Annotated in this window: 14 protein-coding genes, 1 tRNA gene and 1 other RNA gene; all 16 read left to right on the top strand. The window is 63.4% G+C overall.

All coding sequences use genetic code 11. The features are described 5' to 3' along the window. The first annotated feature begins 305 nt into the window (after positions 1-305). The 16 genes from ACWI6D_RS07605 to ACWI6D_RS07530 all read left to right on the top strand — a co-directional run bounded on the left by ACWI6D_RS07605 (position 306) and on the right by ACWI6D_RS07530 (position 17,144). A complete protein-coding gene (locus tag ACWI6D_RS07605; RefSeq protein WP_449134241.1) occupies positions 306-956 on the top strand; it encodes a TetR/AcrR family transcriptional regulator in 651 nt (216 codons plus the stop codon). Positions 957-1,066: 110 nt separating this feature from the next. Next, an RNA gene (gene ffs, locus ACWI6D_RS07600) (signal recognition particle sRNA small type) lies at positions 1,067-1,162 on the top strand. An 80-nt stretch (positions 1,163-1,242) separates the two neighbouring features. Continuing rightward, complete coding sequence (locus ACWI6D_RS07595) at positions 1,243-1,902, top strand: VTT domain-containing protein (RefSeq protein ID WP_449134240.1); 660 nt, start codon at positions 1,243-1,245, stop codon at positions 1,900-1,902. Between the two features lie 192 nt (positions 1,903-2,094). Continuing rightward, complete coding sequence (gene dnaX / locus ACWI6D_RS07590; RefSeq protein WP_449134239.1) at positions 2,095-4,317, top strand: DNA polymerase III subunit gamma/tau; 2,223 nt, start codon at positions 2,095-2,097, stop codon at positions 4,315-4,317. A 76-nt stretch (positions 4,318-4,393) separates the two neighbouring features. Further along, complete coding sequence (locus ACWI6D_RS07585) at positions 4,394-4,738, top strand: YbaB/EbfC family nucleoid-associated protein (protein ID WP_129424154.1); 345 nt, start codon at positions 4,394-4,396, stop codon at positions 4,736-4,738. 10 nt (positions 4,739-4,748) lie between these two features. Next, the gene (gene recR / locus ACWI6D_RS07580) at positions 4,749-5,345 is read left to right on the top strand and encodes a recombination mediator RecR (protein WP_129424156.1); all 597 of its coding nucleotides are present in this window, start codon (positions 4,749-4,751) and stop codon (positions 5,343-5,345) included. A 338-nt stretch (positions 5,346-5,683) separates the two neighbouring features. Then, positions 5,684-7,024: a molybdopterin-guanine dinucleotide biosynthesis protein B gene (gene mobB, locus ACWI6D_RS07575; protein WP_449134238.1), complete on the top strand. Its 1,341-nt coding sequence runs from the start codon at positions 5,684-5,686 to the stop codon at positions 7,022-7,024. A 72-nt stretch (positions 7,025-7,096) separates the two neighbouring features. After that, a complete protein-coding gene (locus tag ACWI6D_RS07570) occupies positions 7,097-8,272 on the top strand; it encodes a 4Fe-4S binding protein (protein ID WP_449134237.1) in 1,176 nt (391 codons plus the stop codon). 86 nt (positions 8,273-8,358) lie between these two features. Further along, a tRNA-Pro gene (locus tag ACWI6D_RS07565) sits at positions 8,359-8,435 on the top strand. A gap of 196 nt (positions 8,436-8,631) precedes the next feature. Further along, positions 8,632-8,877, top strand: a complete 246-nt coding sequence (gene tatA, locus ACWI6D_RS07560) for a twin-arginine translocase TatA/TatE family subunit (RefSeq protein WP_161566616.1) — start codon at positions 8,632-8,634, stop codon at positions 8,875-8,877. Between the two features lie 87 nt (positions 8,878-8,964). Continuing rightward, complete coding sequence (gene greA / locus ACWI6D_RS07555) at positions 8,965-9,432, top strand: transcription elongation factor GreA (RefSeq protein WP_129424164.1); 468 nt, start codon at positions 8,965-8,967, stop codon at positions 9,430-9,432. Positions 9,433-9,675: 243 nt separating this feature from the next. Beyond that, positions 9,676-11,607, top strand: a complete 1,932-nt coding sequence (lysS, locus tag ACWI6D_RS07550; RefSeq protein ID WP_449134236.1) for a lysine--tRNA ligase — start codon at positions 9,676-9,678, stop codon at positions 11,605-11,607. A gap of 355 nt (positions 11,608-11,962) precedes the next feature. Beyond that, positions 11,963-12,559 carry a hypothetical protein gene (locus ACWI6D_RS07545; RefSeq protein WP_337368671.1) on the top strand — a complete coding sequence of 199 codons (597 nt, stop codon included), beginning with the start codon at positions 11,963-11,965 and terminating at the stop codon, positions 12,557-12,559. 334 nt (positions 12,560-12,893) lie between these two features. Then, the gene (locus tag ACWI6D_RS07540) at positions 12,894-15,701 is read left to right on the top strand and encodes a molybdopterin-containing oxidoreductase family protein (protein WP_449134235.1); all 2,808 of its coding nucleotides are present in this window, start codon (positions 12,894-12,896) and stop codon (positions 15,699-15,701) included. Continuing rightward, positions 15,691-16,323: a 4Fe-4S dicluster domain-containing protein gene (locus ACWI6D_RS07535; protein ID WP_337368673.1), complete on the top strand. Its 633-nt coding sequence runs from the start codon at positions 15,691-15,693 to the stop codon at positions 16,321-16,323. The genes ACWI6D_RS07540 and ACWI6D_RS07535 overlap by 11 nt, the downstream gene beginning before the upstream one ends. Further along, positions 16,323-17,144, top strand: a complete 822-nt coding sequence (locus tag ACWI6D_RS07530; protein ID WP_449134234.1) for a dimethyl sulfoxide reductase anchor subunit family protein — start codon at positions 16,323-16,325, stop codon at positions 17,142-17,144. Before ACWI6D_RS07535 ends, ACWI6D_RS07530 begins: the two co-directional genes overlap by 1 nt. Positions 17,145-17,211 lie beyond the last annotated feature (67 nt).

Below are 17,211 nucleotides of genomic sequence, written 5' to 3'. Positions count from 1 at the left end.
ACTTGCGTACCGAAGTACGCGGCTCCCAGCTCAGCTGGGCGCGCCCGCTCGGGCGCATAGATGGTTTGTGAACAAGCCACTGGCTTGTTCGCTCCCGCGAATTCCGGGCACCACAGCGGTCCTCGCTGACTTTGGTGCGACCTGCGGGTTTGCGTCACCATTCTTTCCCTCAGGCGTCGGTTTTGCTACAGGTGGGGAAAAGGAAACGGTTTTTGCGGAATCTGTGCAATAATATGAAGCGCTCGGCGGCGGCCGGGCGCTTTTTCGTTGCGTTTGCGGCGCGCGCCGCGTAGAAGGGAATGGCCATGGGCGAAAGCGTGAAAACCGATGGTGCCGAAAAGGATATGCGCCGGTCCACCGACAGGCGCGTCGTGCGCACGCGCAAGGCCATTCGCGAGGCGTTCTTCAAGCTTATGGAAGAGCAGGACTACCACAAGATCACCATCGCATCCATCGCGCGCGAGGCCGATATCGACCGCAAAACGTTCTACCTGCACTACGGCTCGGTCAGCGATCTTGCCGACGAGATCATCTACGACGAGGCGCAAACCATCATGGAAAGCTGTCGCGACGCGCTGCGCAGCGGCGGGCAGAGCATCAACGTGGCCGAGCTGTTCCACAGCATCAGCATTGCGCTTGCCCCCGATATGTCGCGCAGCCGCCTGGTGGTGCAGCACGCGTCGCTGCCCGACATGCTCGACAGGCTTGAGGCAAGTCTGGTTGAGGTGGTGCTGGCCGACAACGCGCTTGGCCTGAAGCGCGACGACCCGTATCTGCAGTTCACGGTGTCGTTTTTCTGCGCCGGCATCGTGGCGGTGTACCGCCGCTGGCTTATGTCCGAATCAAGCATCCCGCTTGACGACATCGCGCAGGCGGCCAGCACGTGCGTGTTCGAGGGCCTCAACGGCGTGCTGGCGAACATGCAGGACGCCGCGAAGGAGAAAGCGCTTTCGTAAGGCTTCGTAAAGCGCCCGTAAAGGCGCTGTGTGCATTTGGTAGTTGGCAATAGCGTGTAACGCGCAGGTCAAATTATGACGTATACTCTAACCCGTCACAACGAGCATCTTATATGGGTCGGGGCGGCGCCAAGTTCCGAACCTGGTCAGGTCCGGGAGGAAGCAGCCATAAGGGGCCTCTGACGAGCGCCCTGTCCCATATAGGATGCTCTTTTTGCGCCCAAAACACAGGGGCTGCACCCCGAATGCGTGCAAACCGGGGTGAAACGGCGTTGGAAAGGCATATATGGGTATCATCGATTTCTTCCTCAACCTGTTAAGCGACCCGCGCGGCGCCATCGCCGGATGGATCATCACGTTGGGCGCGGTGTGGGTGTACACACCGCTGTTCTTGATCGTGTTCGTGGAAACGGGCCTGGTATTCTTCCCGTTTCTGCCGGGCGACTCGCTACTGTTCGCGGCGGGCGTGTTCTCGGCCGACGGCGGCGGGCTGCACCTGTGGGCCACGCTGCTGGTGTTCTACGCGGCGGCCATCCTGGGCAACACGTCGAACTACTGGATTGCTCGCTTCTTCGGCGCGCGCATCATCGACTCCGGCAAGGTGAAGGCGCTCACGCCCGAGCGCATGGCCAAGCTCGATAGCTTCTTCGAGAAGTATGGCGGGCTCACCATCGTCATCACGCGCTTCATGCCGTTTTTCCGCACGTTCGCCCCGTTCATCGCCGGCACCGGCCACATGAACTTCGCGAAGTTCACGCTGTTCAACGCCATCGGTGGCATCTCGTGGGTCAGCTTGTTCGTGCTGGTGGGCTACTTCTTCGGCGGCGTGCCGTTCGTGCAAGACCACTTCGAGATCATCGTGCTGGGCATCGTGGCGGTGTCGGTGGCCCCTGCCGTCATCGGCGCGGTGAAGGCGGCGCTGTCAAGCCGCAAGGCCAAAGCGTAGGCGCAACCCGACGCGCGCACGCGCTCGCACAACGCGCTCGCAACGCCCGGACTTCGGTTCGGGCGTTTTTCGTATTCGGAAAGCCGCTCGGTCGGCAAGTGCCGCGCGTGCCCCTATAATGAAGCAAACCCTTGATGCCCGCGCCCGCGGGCTTTTCGCACACAACACGCACCACGATGAGGAGCACCGCATATGGCAGAAGCGCTGTACCGCAAATACCGTCCGCAGATCTTCGAGGACGTGGTGGGGCAGGAGCAGATCGAGCGCACCATCAAAAACGCCATCGAGCAGGACAAAGTCAGCCATGCGTACCTGTTCTGCGGGCCGCGCGGCACGGGCAAGACCACCACGGCGCGCCTGCTTGCTAAGGCGCTTTTGTGCCAGAAGGGCCCCACGCCCGATCCGGACGGCACGTGCGAAGACTGCCAGATGATCGCCGAGGGCGTACACCCCGACGTGTACGAACTTGACGCCGCAAGCCGCACGGGCGTAGAGAACGTGCGCGAAGAGATCATCAACCGCGTGCAGTTCGCGCCCACGCGCGGCCGCTACAAGGTCTACATCATCGACGAGGTTCACATGCTGTCCATCGCGGCGTTCAACGCGCTGCTGAAAACGCTTGAGGAGCCGCCCGACCACGTCGTGTTCATCCTGGCAACCACCGACCCGCAGAAGGTGCCCGAAACCATCCATTCGCGCTGCCAGCGCTTCGACTTCCGCCGCATCTCCAACGAGTCCATCGTGTCGCGCTTGGGCGCGGTATGCGTGGCCGAAGGTGTGGAATTCGAAGGCGATGCGCTTGACCTGATCGCGCACCACGCCGGCGGAGGCATGCGCAATGCGCTGACGTCGCTTGAGCAGATGATCGCGTTCGGCGAAGGCAAGGTCACGCTTGCCGTGGCGGAGCGCATGCTTGGCGGCGTGGACTCCAACGACATGGCCAATATCGTGCGGGCCATCGGCGCGCGCGATGCCGCCGCGTGCTTCCGCTGGATTGCGGAATTCGTGGAATCTGGTTCTGACCTGGCGCAATTCGCGCGCGAACTTGCGCAGCACGTGCGCAACCTGTACGTGATGAGCTTGACGGACACCGATGTGGCCCTTGACGTAAGCGCTTCCGAGCGTCGTCAGCTTGCCGATGAGCTGCCCTTGTTCGGCCCTGACCGCTTGGCGCGCATGCTGCAGGTGCTTGGCGATGTGATGGCCGAGCTGAAAACGTCCACGAACCCGCGCCTGTCGTTCGAGATCGGCTGCACGCGCATGGTGCGCCCCGACGGCGACCTGACGCTTGAGGCGCTTGCCGAGCGCATCGAGGCGCTTGAGGCGGGCAAGAGCGCCGTGGCCATGGGGTCTGCGGCGGCGCCGGCTGCGCCAGTGGCTGCCGCGCCTGTTGCCACCGCGCCGCAGCCCGAAGCTCGCCGCGCACCTGCTGCCGCTGCGCCCCAGCCGGCACCACAGCAAGCAGTCCCGGCAGGTCGCCCGGCGGCTCCATGGCAAACCGCCCAGCCCGCAGCACCCGCGTTCCCGCAGCCCGCAGCAGATCCTGCGCCACAGCCCGCTCAGCCTGCAGCTTCCGTGCCAGCCGCGCAGCCTGCTCCCGCTGCGACTCCCGCGGCCGCCGCCCAGCCCGCAGCTGGCGGCAACCCGCAGCTGGCGGCAACCATGGAAAACCCCGCGGCACTGCAGCGCATGTGGCAGGCTACCCTGGCCAGCCTCAAACGCAGCAAGGCGGCATACGGCGTGCTGTTCTTGGGAACGAAGGCCGTGTGGAACGCCCAGTCGAACATGCTGTCCATCGAATTCCCGAAGGAGAATGCATTCGCGTTCAAGGCCGTGCAGAAGCCCGACGTGCAGGAAGCCGTGGCCGCGGCCTTGTCGCAGGCGTGCGGCGGCCAGAACGTCCCGTTCGCCTACCAGCAGGCAGGTTCGGCGCCGGCTCCTGCCGCCGCTGCGCCTGTCGCGCGTGCAGTGGCACCTCGCCCGCAAGCGTCTGCTCCTGCGGCCTCGCGTCCGCAGGCGCCGGCGGTCACCACGCCGCCGTGGAAGGACGACCAGGTACCCTACGGCGACTTCGACGCGCCTATGCCCGAAGACGAGCTTCTGAACGCGCCGGCCGGCCCCGTGCCGCGCGCGGCCGCTCCGCGCCCGGCATCGCGCCCGCAAGCAGGGGCAACAACGCAGCGCCCGGCACCTCCTGTCGCCGCGTCTGTGCGCCCGCAAGCGCCTGCGCAATCGGCATCGCGCCCGGCGGCTCCTCAGGCGCCCGCCCCGGAGCCCCGCTCGCAGGCGGCTTCCGCGGCTCAGCCGGCATCGCAGCCGGTGTTGCCCGGCGCCGCGCAAACGCCCGACGAGCTGCAAGCCATCTTGCAAGCGGGCTTCGGTGGCGATGTGACGTTCGAAGAAGTCAAGGATTAACGGCCACACGGGTACTGGCGCCCGGTACAATGCTATGGTTTGCAATAACGTAATCGCATACGAGATAGGATAGAACATGGGACGTAAAGGCGGATTCCCCGGCGGCGGCATGGGCAACATGAACGCCATGATGAAGCAGGCGCAGAAGATGCAGATGGAGCTTGCGCGCGCTCAAGAGGAGATCCAGGACATGACGTTCGAGGCTTCTGCTGGCGGCGGCATGGTCAAAGCGGTTGCCAAGGGCGACAACACCCTGGTCAGCCTTACCATCGACCCCGAGGCCGTTGACCCCGAGGACGTAGAGATGCTGCAGGACATGATCGCCGCAGCCGTCAACGAGGCGCTGCGCGGCGTGGCCGACCTGTCCAGCCAGCGCATCAACGCCGCAACGGGCGGTATGAACATCCCTGGCTTGATGTAGGAAGCGCACCGTGCAATCGGCACCTGCCATCCAAAAGCTGCTCGACGAGCTGGAGCGTCTTCCCGGCGTGGGCCCGAAATCGGCGCAGCGCATGGCGTATTGGATCTTGAACACCGACCGCGCCACGGCGCTGCGCTTGGCCGAGGCCATCGTGGAAGTGAAGGACACGGTGCATTTCTGCAGCCGTTGCTTCAACTACGCCGAAGAGGACGAGTGCGAGATTTGCCGCTCCACCAGCCGCAATCGACAGCTTCTGTGCGTGGTCAGCGAACCGCGCGACATCCCGCCCATCGAGCGCACGGCCGTATACCAGGGCCTGTACCACGTGCTTGGCGGCGCGCTGTCGCCTATGGACGGCATCGGCCCGGACAACCTGCACATCGCCGAGCTGATGGCGCGCCTTGCGACCGAGGACATCGAAGAGGTGGTGTTGGCCACGAACCCGAACGTGGAGGGCGAAACCACCGCTGCGTACCTGGCGCGCCTTATCAAGCCGCTTGGCATCAAGGTGACGCGCCTGGCAAGCGGCTTGCCTGTCGGCGGCGACTTGGAGTTCGCCGACGAGGTAACCCTTGGTCGCGCGCTTGAAGCGCGCCGCCAGCTGTAGGGAAGCAAAACGCGCAAAACGAAAGCGCCCGCAAACGTTTGGTTTGCGGGCGCTTTGCATGCAGAAAGGCAAAAAGAAAGGGATTCCGCCCCCTCCAAAAAACGGAATCCCTTCTTTTAACGAAGCCGTAGCTTCCGAAAAAAGCGACTTTCATTCTAGCATTTGCTTCACGAAATATCAATATTTTCTTTCGGTCAAAGGCGATGAGTTGGGAAAAGCGTTCGTGAGGGCCGAAGCGCTGTACGAAAATGGGCACGTGAACAAGATAATCTGTCGCCGGCCTTTTCTTGCCGGTGGGCGGTGCGTGCTATACTTTCGCACACGAAAGGACGGAACGAATGATTGATTTTCCCAGCCCCGCCGTGTCCATCGTCGGGCGTCATAATTCAGGAAAAACAACCCTTATCGAAAAACTCATCGCCGAGCTGGTGGGGCGCGGGTTCGATGTGGGCAGCGTGAAGCATCACAGCCACGTCGGCTTCGACATCGACATCCCGGGTAAAGACTCGTGGCGCCACCGCCACGCCGGCGCTAGCGAAACCGTCATCGCGGCCCCGGGGCAGATGGCGCGCATCAAAACCACCGAGGGCGAGCTTGAATGCGCCGATATCGTGGCCAGCATGCCCGGGCACGATGTGGTCATCGTCGAGGGGTACCGCAAAAGCGGCCTGCCCACCATCGAGATCATGCGCGCGGGCAACGCCGCCGACGCGCGCACGGCCGAGGTGTTCGCCGAAGGCGCGCGCAAGGGCTGGGCGCTGGGCACCGATTTCACTCAGTTCGGTCGCAACGCCATTCCTCACGTGGACGACGCGGACGCGCCTGAGCCTGCTGAGGCGCCGAAGCTCACGGCGTCCGAGGAAGCCGAGTTCGCCCGCCAATACCCGAACCGCACCGACATCTCCAACAAGATGCCCACGGCCTCCACGGTTGCCGTGGTCACGGATATCCCGCAGGGCGCTCAGGCGGCGGACGTGTACGGCATCCCCGCCTTCGACATCGACGACGTGTCGGCGCTGGCCGATTTCGTGGAGCAGGCGTTCGCGCGCCCGCGCGTGTCGCTGGTCATCCAAGCCGGCGGCGAAAGTCGGCGCATGGGACGCAGCAAGGCCACGGTGCCGTTTTGCGGCCGTCCGTTAATCTGCCGCATGGTCGAGCGCCTCTCGCCGGTGGCCGACGAGCTTATCATCACCACGAACGAGCCGGAAAACCTGGCGTTTCTGCACACGCAGTACCCGAACCTGCACATTCAGCTGGTGTGCGACGCCGTGGAGGAACGCGGCGCGCTGCCGGGGCTGTACACGGCGCTGCGCGCGGCGCGCAACCCCTATGTGGCCGTGGTGGCCTGCGACATGGTGTTCGCCAGCCCGGCTTTGGTAGTGGCCGAGGCGCTTGAGATGACGAAGTCGCGCGCGGACGTGGTGGTGCCCGTGAACAAGCACGGGTTCGAGCCGTTCCACGCGGTGTACCGCCGCATGGAGTGCCTGCCGGCGGTGCGCGCGGCGCTCGACCGGGGCGACAAGCGCGCGCAGATCTTCTTCGACCAGGTCAACGTGTGCGAGTTCCCGCAGGAAAAGGTGCTGGCCGCCGAGCCCATGGGCGGCTGCTTCATCAACGCGAACACGCCGGCCGAGCTTGCGGCGCTTGAGCGCGTAGTGCAGGATCAGACCGAAGGCTAAAAGGCGGCCCGGCGCCGCATCGGGGCGCTAGGCCGCGCAGGCATCAGGAAACGAAAGCTTCGGGGGGAGCATATGCCGAACATCGCCGATATCATCGAAGTGGCCGAAGAGCTTGAAGACAAGCCCGTGCTAGCGATGCCGCGTCGTTGCGTGGTGGTGCGCAACCGCAATGCGTCGTGCCGCAAGTGCATGGACGCCTGCCTGGCAGACGCCATATCCATCCACAACAACGTCATGGCCGTGGACTACAAGCGCTGCGTGGGTTGCGGCGCGTGCACCACGGTGTGTCCCACTGAGGCGCTCGTGTCCATCAGCCCCATGGACGAGCAATTTGCCCAGGCCGCCGCAAGCTCGCTTGAGCAGCTTGGCGGCACGCGCGCCGTCATCGCGTGCGCTCGCATCGCGTCGAAGGGGCTGGCCGACCCGCACAAATACGCTGAGGTGCCGTGCATGGCGCGTGTGGACGAGTCGGTGCTGGTGGAGCTTGCGGCGGCGGGCGCTGACGACGTGGTGCTGGTGGACGGCGTGTGCAAAACGTGCAAGTACCGCGCAACCAGCGCCGGCGTGGACGAAACGGTGGCCTCGGCGAACAGCCTGCTTGAGATGCAGGGTGCACCGGCCGTGGTGCGCCGCGCGTCGGAGTTCCCCGAAGGCATGGCCCTTGCCAACCCCAACAGCCTACTGGGCGAATCGCGCCGCGGGTTCTTCACGTCCGGGGCGTCGTGGACGGCCAACGCCGCCGGTAAAACGGCTGACATGGTCATTCGCAAGAACCTTGGCATGGGCAAGAAGCAGCAAACGTTGCGCGAGCAGCTTGGCGCGGGGGATTCCGGCACGCTGCCGCAGTTCGAGGAACGCCGCCGCACGCAGGTGCTCGACGCGCTCGATCGCCTGGGGCAGCCCGTGCAACCCGACATTAAGACGCGCCTGTTCGGCAACGTCAGCATCGACATCTCGAAGTGCAACACGTGCGGCATGTGCGCGGTGTTCTGTCCCACCGGGGCGCTGAAGAAAAGCGACATCAAGCCCAGTCCGAACGCCGACGGCACGCCCGACGGCGGCAGCTTCCTTGAGTTTTCGTGCGCCGAATGCGTGCAGTGCGGCCTGTGCGTCGACGCGTGCATGAAGAAGTGCATCACGGTAAGCCCCGTGGTATCCACGGCCGAACTGTTCGATTTCGAGCCGCGTTTCGTATATTTGCCGAAACCACAAGCACGACCAGGCATTTTGTCGGGAATTCGCCGCTAGGGAAGCGTGGGAGAAATATTTCTCAAAAAAGTTCTCCCGTTTTCGAATCCGTTGTGGTAACATATCCGTCGCTGCGAAAGCGGCATCGGGATGTGGCTCAGCTTGGTAGAGCGCTGCGTTCGGGACGCAGAGGCCGCAGGTTCAAATCCTGTCATCCCGACCATTTACATGGTCAGGCTCGGTGTTCGCACCGAGCCTTTTTCATGTCAGGCGGTCGATGGGCCTGGGAAAAGGGCGGCGTTCGGCTTCAGATGTGCTTTTCATCGAAGGCGCATCATTTAACACGCCCGTGTGTTAAAGTGTCCGGCGTTGATTTATCTGGCCTGTTCATAGGGCCTGGGCGAGTACTTGGAGGACACATGAAATTTCTGGGTATGGGTGTACCGGAGCTTCTGATCATCCTCGTGGTGATCCTGCTTATCTTCGGCCCGAAGAACCTGCCAAAGCTCGGCAGCGCTCTGGGCAAGACCGTCAAGAACCTGCGTGAGGGCATGGCCGACAACAAGAAGGACGACGAAGAAGTCGAAGAGCTTGAGGAAGACGACGAGGAAGCCGAGAAGCCGGCTCCGAAGAAGACCACTGCTGCTCGCAAGAAGAGCGAATAGCTCGCAGCTTTGCAGGTTGTAATGCGGTATGCGCATAAGGGCTGCGGCTCGGCGCATACCGCTTTTTCGTATAGATAGGTGGAAAACATGGCTGACAACTACATTCTGACGCCCGAAGGCAAGCAGCAGCTTGAAGAAGAGCTGCATTACCTGGAAACCGAGAAGCGCGCCGAGGTGGGCGAGCGCATCAAGGTTGCCCGCGAATTCGGCGACATTTCCGAGAACTCCGAGTACGACGACGCGAAAAACGAGCAGGGCATGATGGAGGCTCGCATCGCCGAGATCACCCGCATCCTGGGCGAGGCCACCGTTGTGGCAACCCCGAAGCGCTCGAACTCCGTGCACATCGGCTCTACCGTCACGGTTGACATGGGCGGTCGCGAGCGCGTGTTCACCATCGTGGGCGCTGCCGAGGCTGACAGCCACGCCGGCAAGATCTCCAACGAGTCCCCGGTCGGCGCGGCCCTGCTTGCGCACAAGAAGGGCGACGAGATCGAGACCACCGGCCCGACCGGTCGCGTCATCAAGATGAAGATTCTCTCTATCGAGCATTAATTCTGTTTCGCCGGTCTGCCGGCCGGCGAATTTACTTGATGCTGCGGGCACCTGTGGCACGCCATCTTCGCATTCAGCTGCGCGGGCATGGCCCAAAGGCCAATGCCCGCTTGCTTCACGCGAATACGACGCACCACAGCCGCCCTCGCTGACTCTTCCATATCCCCGGGTAGATTGTTCCTGAATCTCCTGTTGAGGAAGGGTCTTTTACATGTCCCTGGTTTGTTTAGAAGGGCTTTCTGTATGAGCAATTCTCCTGAAGTTATTGAAGACGACCCCATTGAGGTGCGCAAGGCCAAGCGTCAGGCGCTGCTTGATGCGGGCGAGAACCCGTACGGCCATGCGTTTGACTACAGCCATCACCTGGCTGAGCTTGAGCAGCTGTACGCCCATCTTGAAGATGGCGCTTCCACCGAGGACGCCGTCAAGGTTGCCGGCCGCATCATGTCCAAGCGCGTGCAAGGCAAGATCGCGTTTTTGGGCCTGCGCGACGCCACGGGCGATATGCAGCTGTTCTGCCGCATCAACGAGCTGGGCGAAGACGCGTTCGCGCGCCTGAAAGACCTTGATGTGGGCGACTGGATCGGCGTAGAGGGCACCATGATGCGCACGAAGCGTGGTCAGCTGTCCGTTGCCGTTACCGCTTTCGAGCTTTTGAGCAAGTCCATCCGTCCTTTGCCCGAGAAGTTCCACGGCCTGGCTGACAAGGAAACGCGCTATCGTCAGCGCTATGTCGACCTGGTTATGAACCCCGAGGTCAAGCAAGTGTTCGAGAAGCGCTTCAAGATTGTGGCCGCCATCCGCCGCTACATGGAGGACCAGGGCTTCTACGAGGTGGAAACGCCGTTTTTGCACCCCATCTTGGGCGGCGCGAACGCCAAGCCGTTCGTCACGCATTTCAACGCGCTTGATCGCGACTACTTCCTGCGCATTGCCACCGAGCTACCGCTGAAGCGCCTGCTGGTCGGCGGGTTCGAGAAGGTGTTCGAGATCGGCCGTCAGTTCCGCAACGAGGGCATGGACCCGTACCACAACCCCGAGTTCACCACCATGGAGGCCTACCAGGCGTTTTCCGACCTCAACGGCATGATGGACCTCACGCAGGGCTTCATCCAGGCTGCCGCGCAGTCCGCGTGCGGCACGCTGCAGGTCAGCTACCAGGGCGTTGACATCGACCTGTCCGGCGATTGGCCGCGCGAGACCATGTGCGGTCTGGCCAGCCGCTACGCCGGCGAAGAGGTGTCGTTCGACCGCACGCGCGAAGAGCTGGTTGCCATTCTGGAGAAAAACGGCGGCCACGCCGAGGACGCCTGGGGCAAGGGCAAGCTCATCTCCGAGATCTTCGAGGCCGTGGCCGAGGAGAAGCTGGTGCAGCCCACGTTCGTGACCGAGCATCCGCTTGAGATTAGCCCGCTGGCCAAGAAGATGCCGAACAATCCCGAGCTCACCGAGCGCTTCGAGCTGTTCATCTGCGGCCACGAGTACGCCAACGCGTTCAATGAGCTGAACGACCCGGTTGATCAGGCCGAGCGCTTCCGCGCGCAAGTGGAGGCCAAGGACATGGGCGACGACGAGGCCATGGGCTACGATGCCGACTACATCCGCGCGCTGGAGTACGGCATGCCGCCGGCAGGTGGCGTGGGCATCGGCATCGACCGTTTGACCATGCTGCTTACCGACAGCCCCACCATCCGCGACGTGCTGCTGTTCCCGCACATGCGCGACGAGGCGCCGGCGGGCGGCTCGAAGCCCGCGGCGAAGCCGGCGGCCGAACCGGCCGAGGAAGCGCCCGAGGCCATCGATTTCTCGAAGGTGGTCATCGAGCCGCTGTTTGAGGACGAGGTGGACTTCGACACGTTCAGCAAGTCCGACTTCCGCGCCGTGAAGGTGAAGGACTGCATCGCGGTGCCGAAGAGCAAGAAGCTGCTGCAGTTCACGCTTGACGACGGCACGGGCGAAGATCGCACCATCCTGTCGGGTATCCACGCGTACTACGAGCCCGAGGAGCTGATCGGTCGCACGCTCATCGCCATCACGAACTTGCCGCCGCGCAAGATGATGGGCGTGGCGTCCTGCGGCATGCTGCTGTCGGCCGTGCACGAGGAAGAGGGCGAGGAGCGCCTGAACCTACTCATGGTCTCCAACCGTATCCCCGCCGGCGCGAAGCTGTACTAGTCCCGCGCAACGCAACCGCATATCGCTTGCAAAGCCGTCCTGGCCAGATTGGCCGGGGCGGCTTTTTTGTTGCCTGACAAGCCCAACTCCACTTGAATACTTCTTAAAAGTGCAGAAATTTCCGCTAATTCATCTCAATAGAAAATAACATTTACCTGCGTAAACATGTGCTCTAATCACTTTTGTGTGACTCACCCCTTCACAATTCATCCAAGTTTTCGTCCTTTTTCGGTCAGGCGCTCACCCCGGCGGGCGCGTAGAGTTCGCAGCGTCAACGGGGCGCAGGGCCAAACGGTCGCAGCGCTTGCACTGAAGCGCAAACGCCCTTCGACAAGACGAGAGAAGGGGATCAATCATGGCAATCGATTTGGTAGAGCACAATCCGATGCTCAAAAAGCCCGTCGCCTGCGTGCTGGCGCTGTTCGCTGAAACCGAGACGCTTGACCGCGCTACGGTGGAGTCCCAGGCGGGCGAGGCGTGGAGTGAATCCTATTCCCAGGCTCCCGCAACCGTCATCGAAATCCTGGTGCGCAACGGCGCGCTTGTGGAGCAGCTGACCGTTGACGGCCAGCCCTACGACGGCACGCTTGAGGACATCCAGCGCGACGAATCCATTCCGCTTGAGGCCGATGTGGCCGACAGCATTTCCCTGACCGAGGCAGGTCGCGACCTGGCCGCCTCCATCGATCCCGATTTCACCATGCGCCAGCTGCTGGCAGCCCGCCCTCATTACCGCGAGGTGTTCGCCCGCGTGTTGAACGTGTGCGCAGCCGACGCCGGTGCAACCCGTCAGGCGGTCGAAGAGGCCGTGGAGGCGCAGGGCAACGTCATGTCGCCGGAAGGCAAGCGCGTGTACCCGCAGTTCTTCATGGACGCGCTTGAAACGGCCGGCGGCATCGAATGGGACGGCGCTTGGCGCGCCACCGACGCAGGCCGCCGCGCCATCGCGTAGGTCAATTCACTTGCGGCTGCCAATCTCCAGTCAGCCGCACACCTTATCCGGAAGCCGTCGCACGGCGCGCAGCGCGAAAGCGGCGATCCCTTCCTCTTGCTAAGTGCTCGGTGCATCCCTCCTCCTCTGGCACCGAGCTTGCCGAAGCGTGCACACCCCCCCCTCATAAGGCACGCGCGCGGCGCTCCGTGCAACGGCTTCCGGATTCATTCACCGCGCAGCAAGCGCAAGGGCAAAAGAGCCCAGCACAACCCCTATCAGGGCTTTCCGCGGCAAATGGGCCGCTTAAAGCAAGGACGAGTAAGCGAGTAAACGAAGAAAGGATGGGAGCGTTTTGGCACAGACGAACATCAGCCGCCGCAGCTTTGTGAAGCTGTCCGCGTTCGCGGGCGCTGCCGCCGCCATGGCAGGCGCTACGGCGAGCAACCTCATGCAGGTTGAGCCGGCAGCCGCCGCTACCACAGGCCAGGAGCAGAAGATCCGCACGATCTGCCGCGCCTGCCTGAACAACTGCGGCGTCGTTGCGCACGTGCGCGACGGCAAGGTCGTGAAGCTGGAAGGCGACCCGCAAGACCCCATGAACAAAGGCGCCGCGTGCGCGAAGGGCCTTGCCGGCATCCAGGCGCTGTACAACCCCAACCGCATCAAGTACCCCATGAAGCGCAAGGGCGAGCGCGGTTCCAACGAATGGGAGCGCATCTCCTGGGGCCAGGCCATGGACGAGATTTCGGCCGTTATGTGGGAGTGGTACCAGAAGGAAGGCCCGAAGTGCCTGGTCACGTCCACGGGCGGCGGCGGAAACCCGCAGTTCTTCAGCCCGGCGCGTTTCCTGTCCGTGTGGGGCGGCGGCAACTTCTTCGAGCCCGGCTGCGCGCAGTGTTACCTGCCGCGCAACCACATGGAGTTCTGCCTGAACGGCACGGCCGACACCAGTTTGGCCGACGGCCCGGTCACCGAGGTGTACCTGCCCGGTTACCTGCCCGACGACAAGTGCACGCCTACGAAGACGTACGTCATGTGGGGCGTCGGCCCTTCGTATCACGGCATCGGTTCAACGGGCCGCGTTGTCACCGAGCTGCGCAACAACGGCATGAAGACCGTCGTCATCGACCCGCGCCTGACGCCTGACGCCTCGCGCGCCGATGTGTGGCTGCCCATCCGCCCCGGCACCGACGTGGCGCTTATGCTGTGCTGGATCAACTACATCATCGAGCACGACCTGTGGGCGAAGGATTTCTGCCGCGAGTGGACGAACCTGCCCTTCCTGGTGCACGAGGACACGCGCTTGACTTATCGCGCAAGCGAGCTGGGCCTTGGCGCCGACGACGAGTACGTCGTGTGGGACAAGAAGACGAACGCGGCCGTGGCCATGCCGTACCCGTTCCCCTCAGACGGCTCCATCGACCCCGAGATGTTCGGCACCTACACGCTGCCCAACGGCGAGCAGGCTCGTACGGCGTTCCAGATTATGAAGGAGCACGTGGCCGAGTGGACGCTCGAGAAGGCCGCCGAGGTGTGCTGGCTTGACGCCGACAAAATCGAAGAAGCCATCAAGCTGTACGTGCAGGGCTGCCCGAATGCCGGCATTTCCCTGGGCGTGGCAACCGACCAGGCCATCAACTCCGCACAGGCTGCGCAGGGCGACGCCATCATGGACATCCTCATGGGCTGCATCCGTCAGCCCGGTTCCATCGTGCAGGACCGCCCGTGCTACGTCGAGCCGTGCAACTACGTCGTGCAGCCGTTCGGCCTGCATCATCCCGACCACCCGCTGCGCATGCCCGAGTCCGAGGCCAACGCGCGTCTGGGCTACACCGAGCACAAGGGCCTGGGCCACTGGCTGGCAAGCCACATCCCCACGGTGCTCAAGGCCATCGAGACGGGCGAGCCGTATCGTCCGCGCATCTGGATCGAGCGTTCGGGCAACAAGCTGGTCATGATTGGCAACGCCAAGCGCCTCTACGACGCCATGATGACCACCGAGCTGAACGTCCACATGTACATGCATTGGACCACCACCAGCGTGTGCTTGGCCGACTACGTGCTGCCCACGGCCGAGTGGCTTGAGACGGCCTACGCTCAGGACCGTCTGAACACGTACGCCATTCGCCGTCCTTGCACGCAGCTCTACGAAGCCGTCGACGAGTGCATGCACTGGTCATGGCTGGCCGCAGCGCTTGCCAAGCGCGGCCATCAGCGCTGCATCGACTCGTTTAACCCCGACATCGCGGGCAAGTTCTACGGCACGTACTGGAAGACCTACGACGAGTACAAAGACTACGTCGGCTACTTCGTGGGCAGCTTCTACTACAACCGCGAGGACTGGAACTGGGAGAAGTTCGACGCGCAGGCGCCGTCCGAGTACCAGACCATCGAAGAATACGCGGCGAAGTCCTACAACTCGCATCTGTTCCCCAGCGACGACGATCCCAGCAAGCCCGCTGGCTTCCACACCACGTCGAAGCGCTGCGAGCCGTACTTCGACGGCAACATCCTGCTGGGCAACACCGGCGCCATCGACGGTACCGGCACCATGGAGCCCGCCACCGACGTGTTCCCGAAGTCGAACAACTACAACCCGCTGCCGTACTACCTGGAGCCCTACGAGAGCCCCGTGGAAGGCGACCCGGGCTACGACCCGAAGTACCCCTACACGCTGACGCAGGGACGTCTGCCGGTGTTCCATCACGGCACGCTGCGCAACACGCCTTACACCCGCGAGATGTATCCGTACCCCGAGACGTGGATCAACCCCGTCACGGCCAAGGAGATCGGCGTGGAAGACGGCGACTGGCTGTGGCTGGAGTCCAAGCGCGGCCGCACCCAGGGCAAGGCGCGCATCACGAAGTCCGTGGCGCCGAAGGTCATCTACCAGGAGCGCTTCTGGTTCCCCGAGCTGCTTGATTCGGACGATCCGAACCGCGCATGGCAGGCCATGAACATCAACCTGCTGACGCAGAACAGCGACGACTGCCCGTTCAACGACGTGTACGGCACGTACGTGCTGCGCGGCGTGCAGATCAACATCACGAAGGCCGACGGCGCGCCGGAGGGCATCTGGACCGAGCCCGAGCAGTTCAACGCGTGGCTGCCGCAGGAATCCGAGAACACTGGAGGGGGTAATGCCGTCTATGGCGCGTAATTGCTTGGTAGTGAACCTTGACCGCTGCATCGGCTGCTACAGCTGCGAGGTGGCGTGCAAGATGGAAAACGACGTGGCGATGGGCGAGCGCTGGAACAAGGTGCTGCAGATCGAGCCCGCGGGCACGTTCCCCGATGTGCACACGTACTGGCTGCCGGTGCATTGCCAGCAGTGCGAGAACGCCCCGTGCGTGCACGTGTGCCCCACCGGCGCCAGCTATCGCGACGAGGAGACGGGCAAGGTGCTCGTCGACAAGTCGAAGTGCATCGGCTGCCGTTACTGCATGATGGCCTGCCCCTACGGCGTGCGTTCGTGGAACAAGGAGCAGGAAGTCGTGGAGAAGTGCACCATGTGCAGCCACCTGACCAGCGCCGGCGAGAAGCCTGCGTGCGTGAAGAACTGCTGCGGCACGGCGCGTTTCTACGGCGATTTGGACGACCCGGATTCCGATGTGTCCCGTGAGCTGGCGAAATACCCGGCTGAGTCCATCCACCACCTGCCCGATGTGGGCAACGCCCCGCTTTCGGCGTACATCCTCTCGCCGAAGTTCGGCAAGTGGGCGGGCGAAGACGTGCACCAGACCACGTCGAAGTACATGACGACGGAAGGGAGCGTCGACTAATGGAAGCTCAATGGTCCCTGGTTCTGTTCACCGTGATCAGCGGTGCGGGCGCCTGGCTGTTCGCCACGTCCATGGCCGGCGCGCTGGCCAAGAAAAGCGCGCTTCCCACGAAGGTCGAGACGATCGTGGCCATCGTGCTTCTGGCCGTCGGCGGCATCGCGTCGGTGACGCACCTCAAGCACGTCGACCGCATCTTCGAGGCGCTTAACCATCCCACGTCCGGCATCTTCGTGGAGGCCGCCCTCATCGGCGTGCTGGTGGTGCTGGCCGCCATCTACCTGATTATGCTCGTGCGCAAGTCGGGCGAGTCGGGCACGAAGATCGTGGGCGTCGTCACCATGGTCATCGCCATCATCTTCCCGTTCATGTGCGGTTACTCCTACATGATGGAGGCCCGTCAGGCGTGGATGACCATCGCGCTGCCGCTGTCGTACTGGGCAACGGCCGCTGCGGCAGGTGCAGGGTTGAACCTGTTGCTGAAGGGCATGGCGAAAGACGAGGCCGCGTCCGTGAGCTTCGCCGGTGTGCTTGCTGCCGCTTGCTCGGTGGTTGCCATCGTGAGCTTCGCCGCGTTTTTCATCTACGCCAGCGCGTGGCTGGGCGGCGCGCAGCCGGGTGCTGTGGCTTGGATCGCCGTCACGTTCGTGTGCGCCGCGGTGGCCCTGGTGGCCGGCGTGGTAGCCGTGAAGAAGGCCGAGTCGGCAACCGCGCTGGGTGCCGTGGCCTGCATCGCGGGCGTTATCTGCGCCATCGCCATGCGCGTGGCCATGTGGCTCGTGGGTACGCCTGTGTTGAACTTCTTCCTGCAACCTCTGGACTAGGTTAGTGGGACAAAGGGACAGTCCCTTTGTCCCAGGCCTGCGAGGTGGGTTGCGCAAGCTGAGCGGG

This window comes from Senegalimassilia sp., from assembly GCF_977052095.1.
The sequence above is the reverse complement of the archived record's forward strand: the minus strand, read 5'-3'. Positions and strand labels throughout refer to the sequence as shown.

Coding starts and splice junctions, on each gene's coding strand:
- ACWI6D_RS07585 (WP_129424154.1), top strand. CDS start 4,394: ATGGGACGTAAAGGCGGATTCCCCGGCGGCGGCATGGGCAACATGAAC.
- mobB (WP_449134238.1), top strand. CDS start 5,684: ATGATTGATTTTCCCAGCCCCGCCGTGTCCATCGTCGGGCGTCATAAT.
- lysS (WP_449134236.1), top strand. CDS start 9,676: ATGAGCAATTCTCCTGAAGTTATTGAAGACGACCCCATTGAGGTGCGC.
- ACWI6D_RS07595 (WP_449134240.1), top strand. CDS start 1,243: ATGGGTATCATCGATTTCTTCCTCAACCTGTTAAGCGACCCGCGCGGC.
- ACWI6D_RS07530 (WP_449134234.1), top strand. CDS start 16,323: ATGGAAGCTCAATGGTCCCTGGTTCTGTTCACCGTGATCAGCGGTGCG.
- ACWI6D_RS07605 (WP_449134241.1), top strand. CDS start 306: ATGGGCGAAAGCGTGAAAACCGATGGTGCCGAAAAGGATATGCGCCGG.
- greA (WP_129424164.1), top strand. CDS start 8,965: ATGGCTGACAACTACATTCTGACGCCCGAAGGCAAGCAGCAGCTTGAA.
- ACWI6D_RS07570 (WP_449134237.1), top strand. CDS start 7,097: ATGCCGAACATCGCCGATATCATCGAAGTGGCCGAAGAGCTTGAAGAC.
- ACWI6D_RS07545 (WP_337368671.1), top strand. CDS start 11,963: ATGGCAATCGATTTGGTAGAGCACAATCCGATGCTCAAAAAGCCCGTC.
- dnaX (WP_449134239.1), top strand. CDS start 2,095: ATGGCAGAAGCGCTGTACCGCAAATACCGTCCGCAGATCTTCGAGGAC.
- tatA (WP_161566616.1), top strand. CDS start 8,632: ATGAAATTTCTGGGTATGGGTGTACCGGAGCTTCTGATCATCCTCGTG.
- ACWI6D_RS07535 (WP_337368673.1), top strand. CDS start 15,691: ATGGCGCGTAATTGCTTGGTAGTGAACCTTGACCGCTGCATCGGCTGC.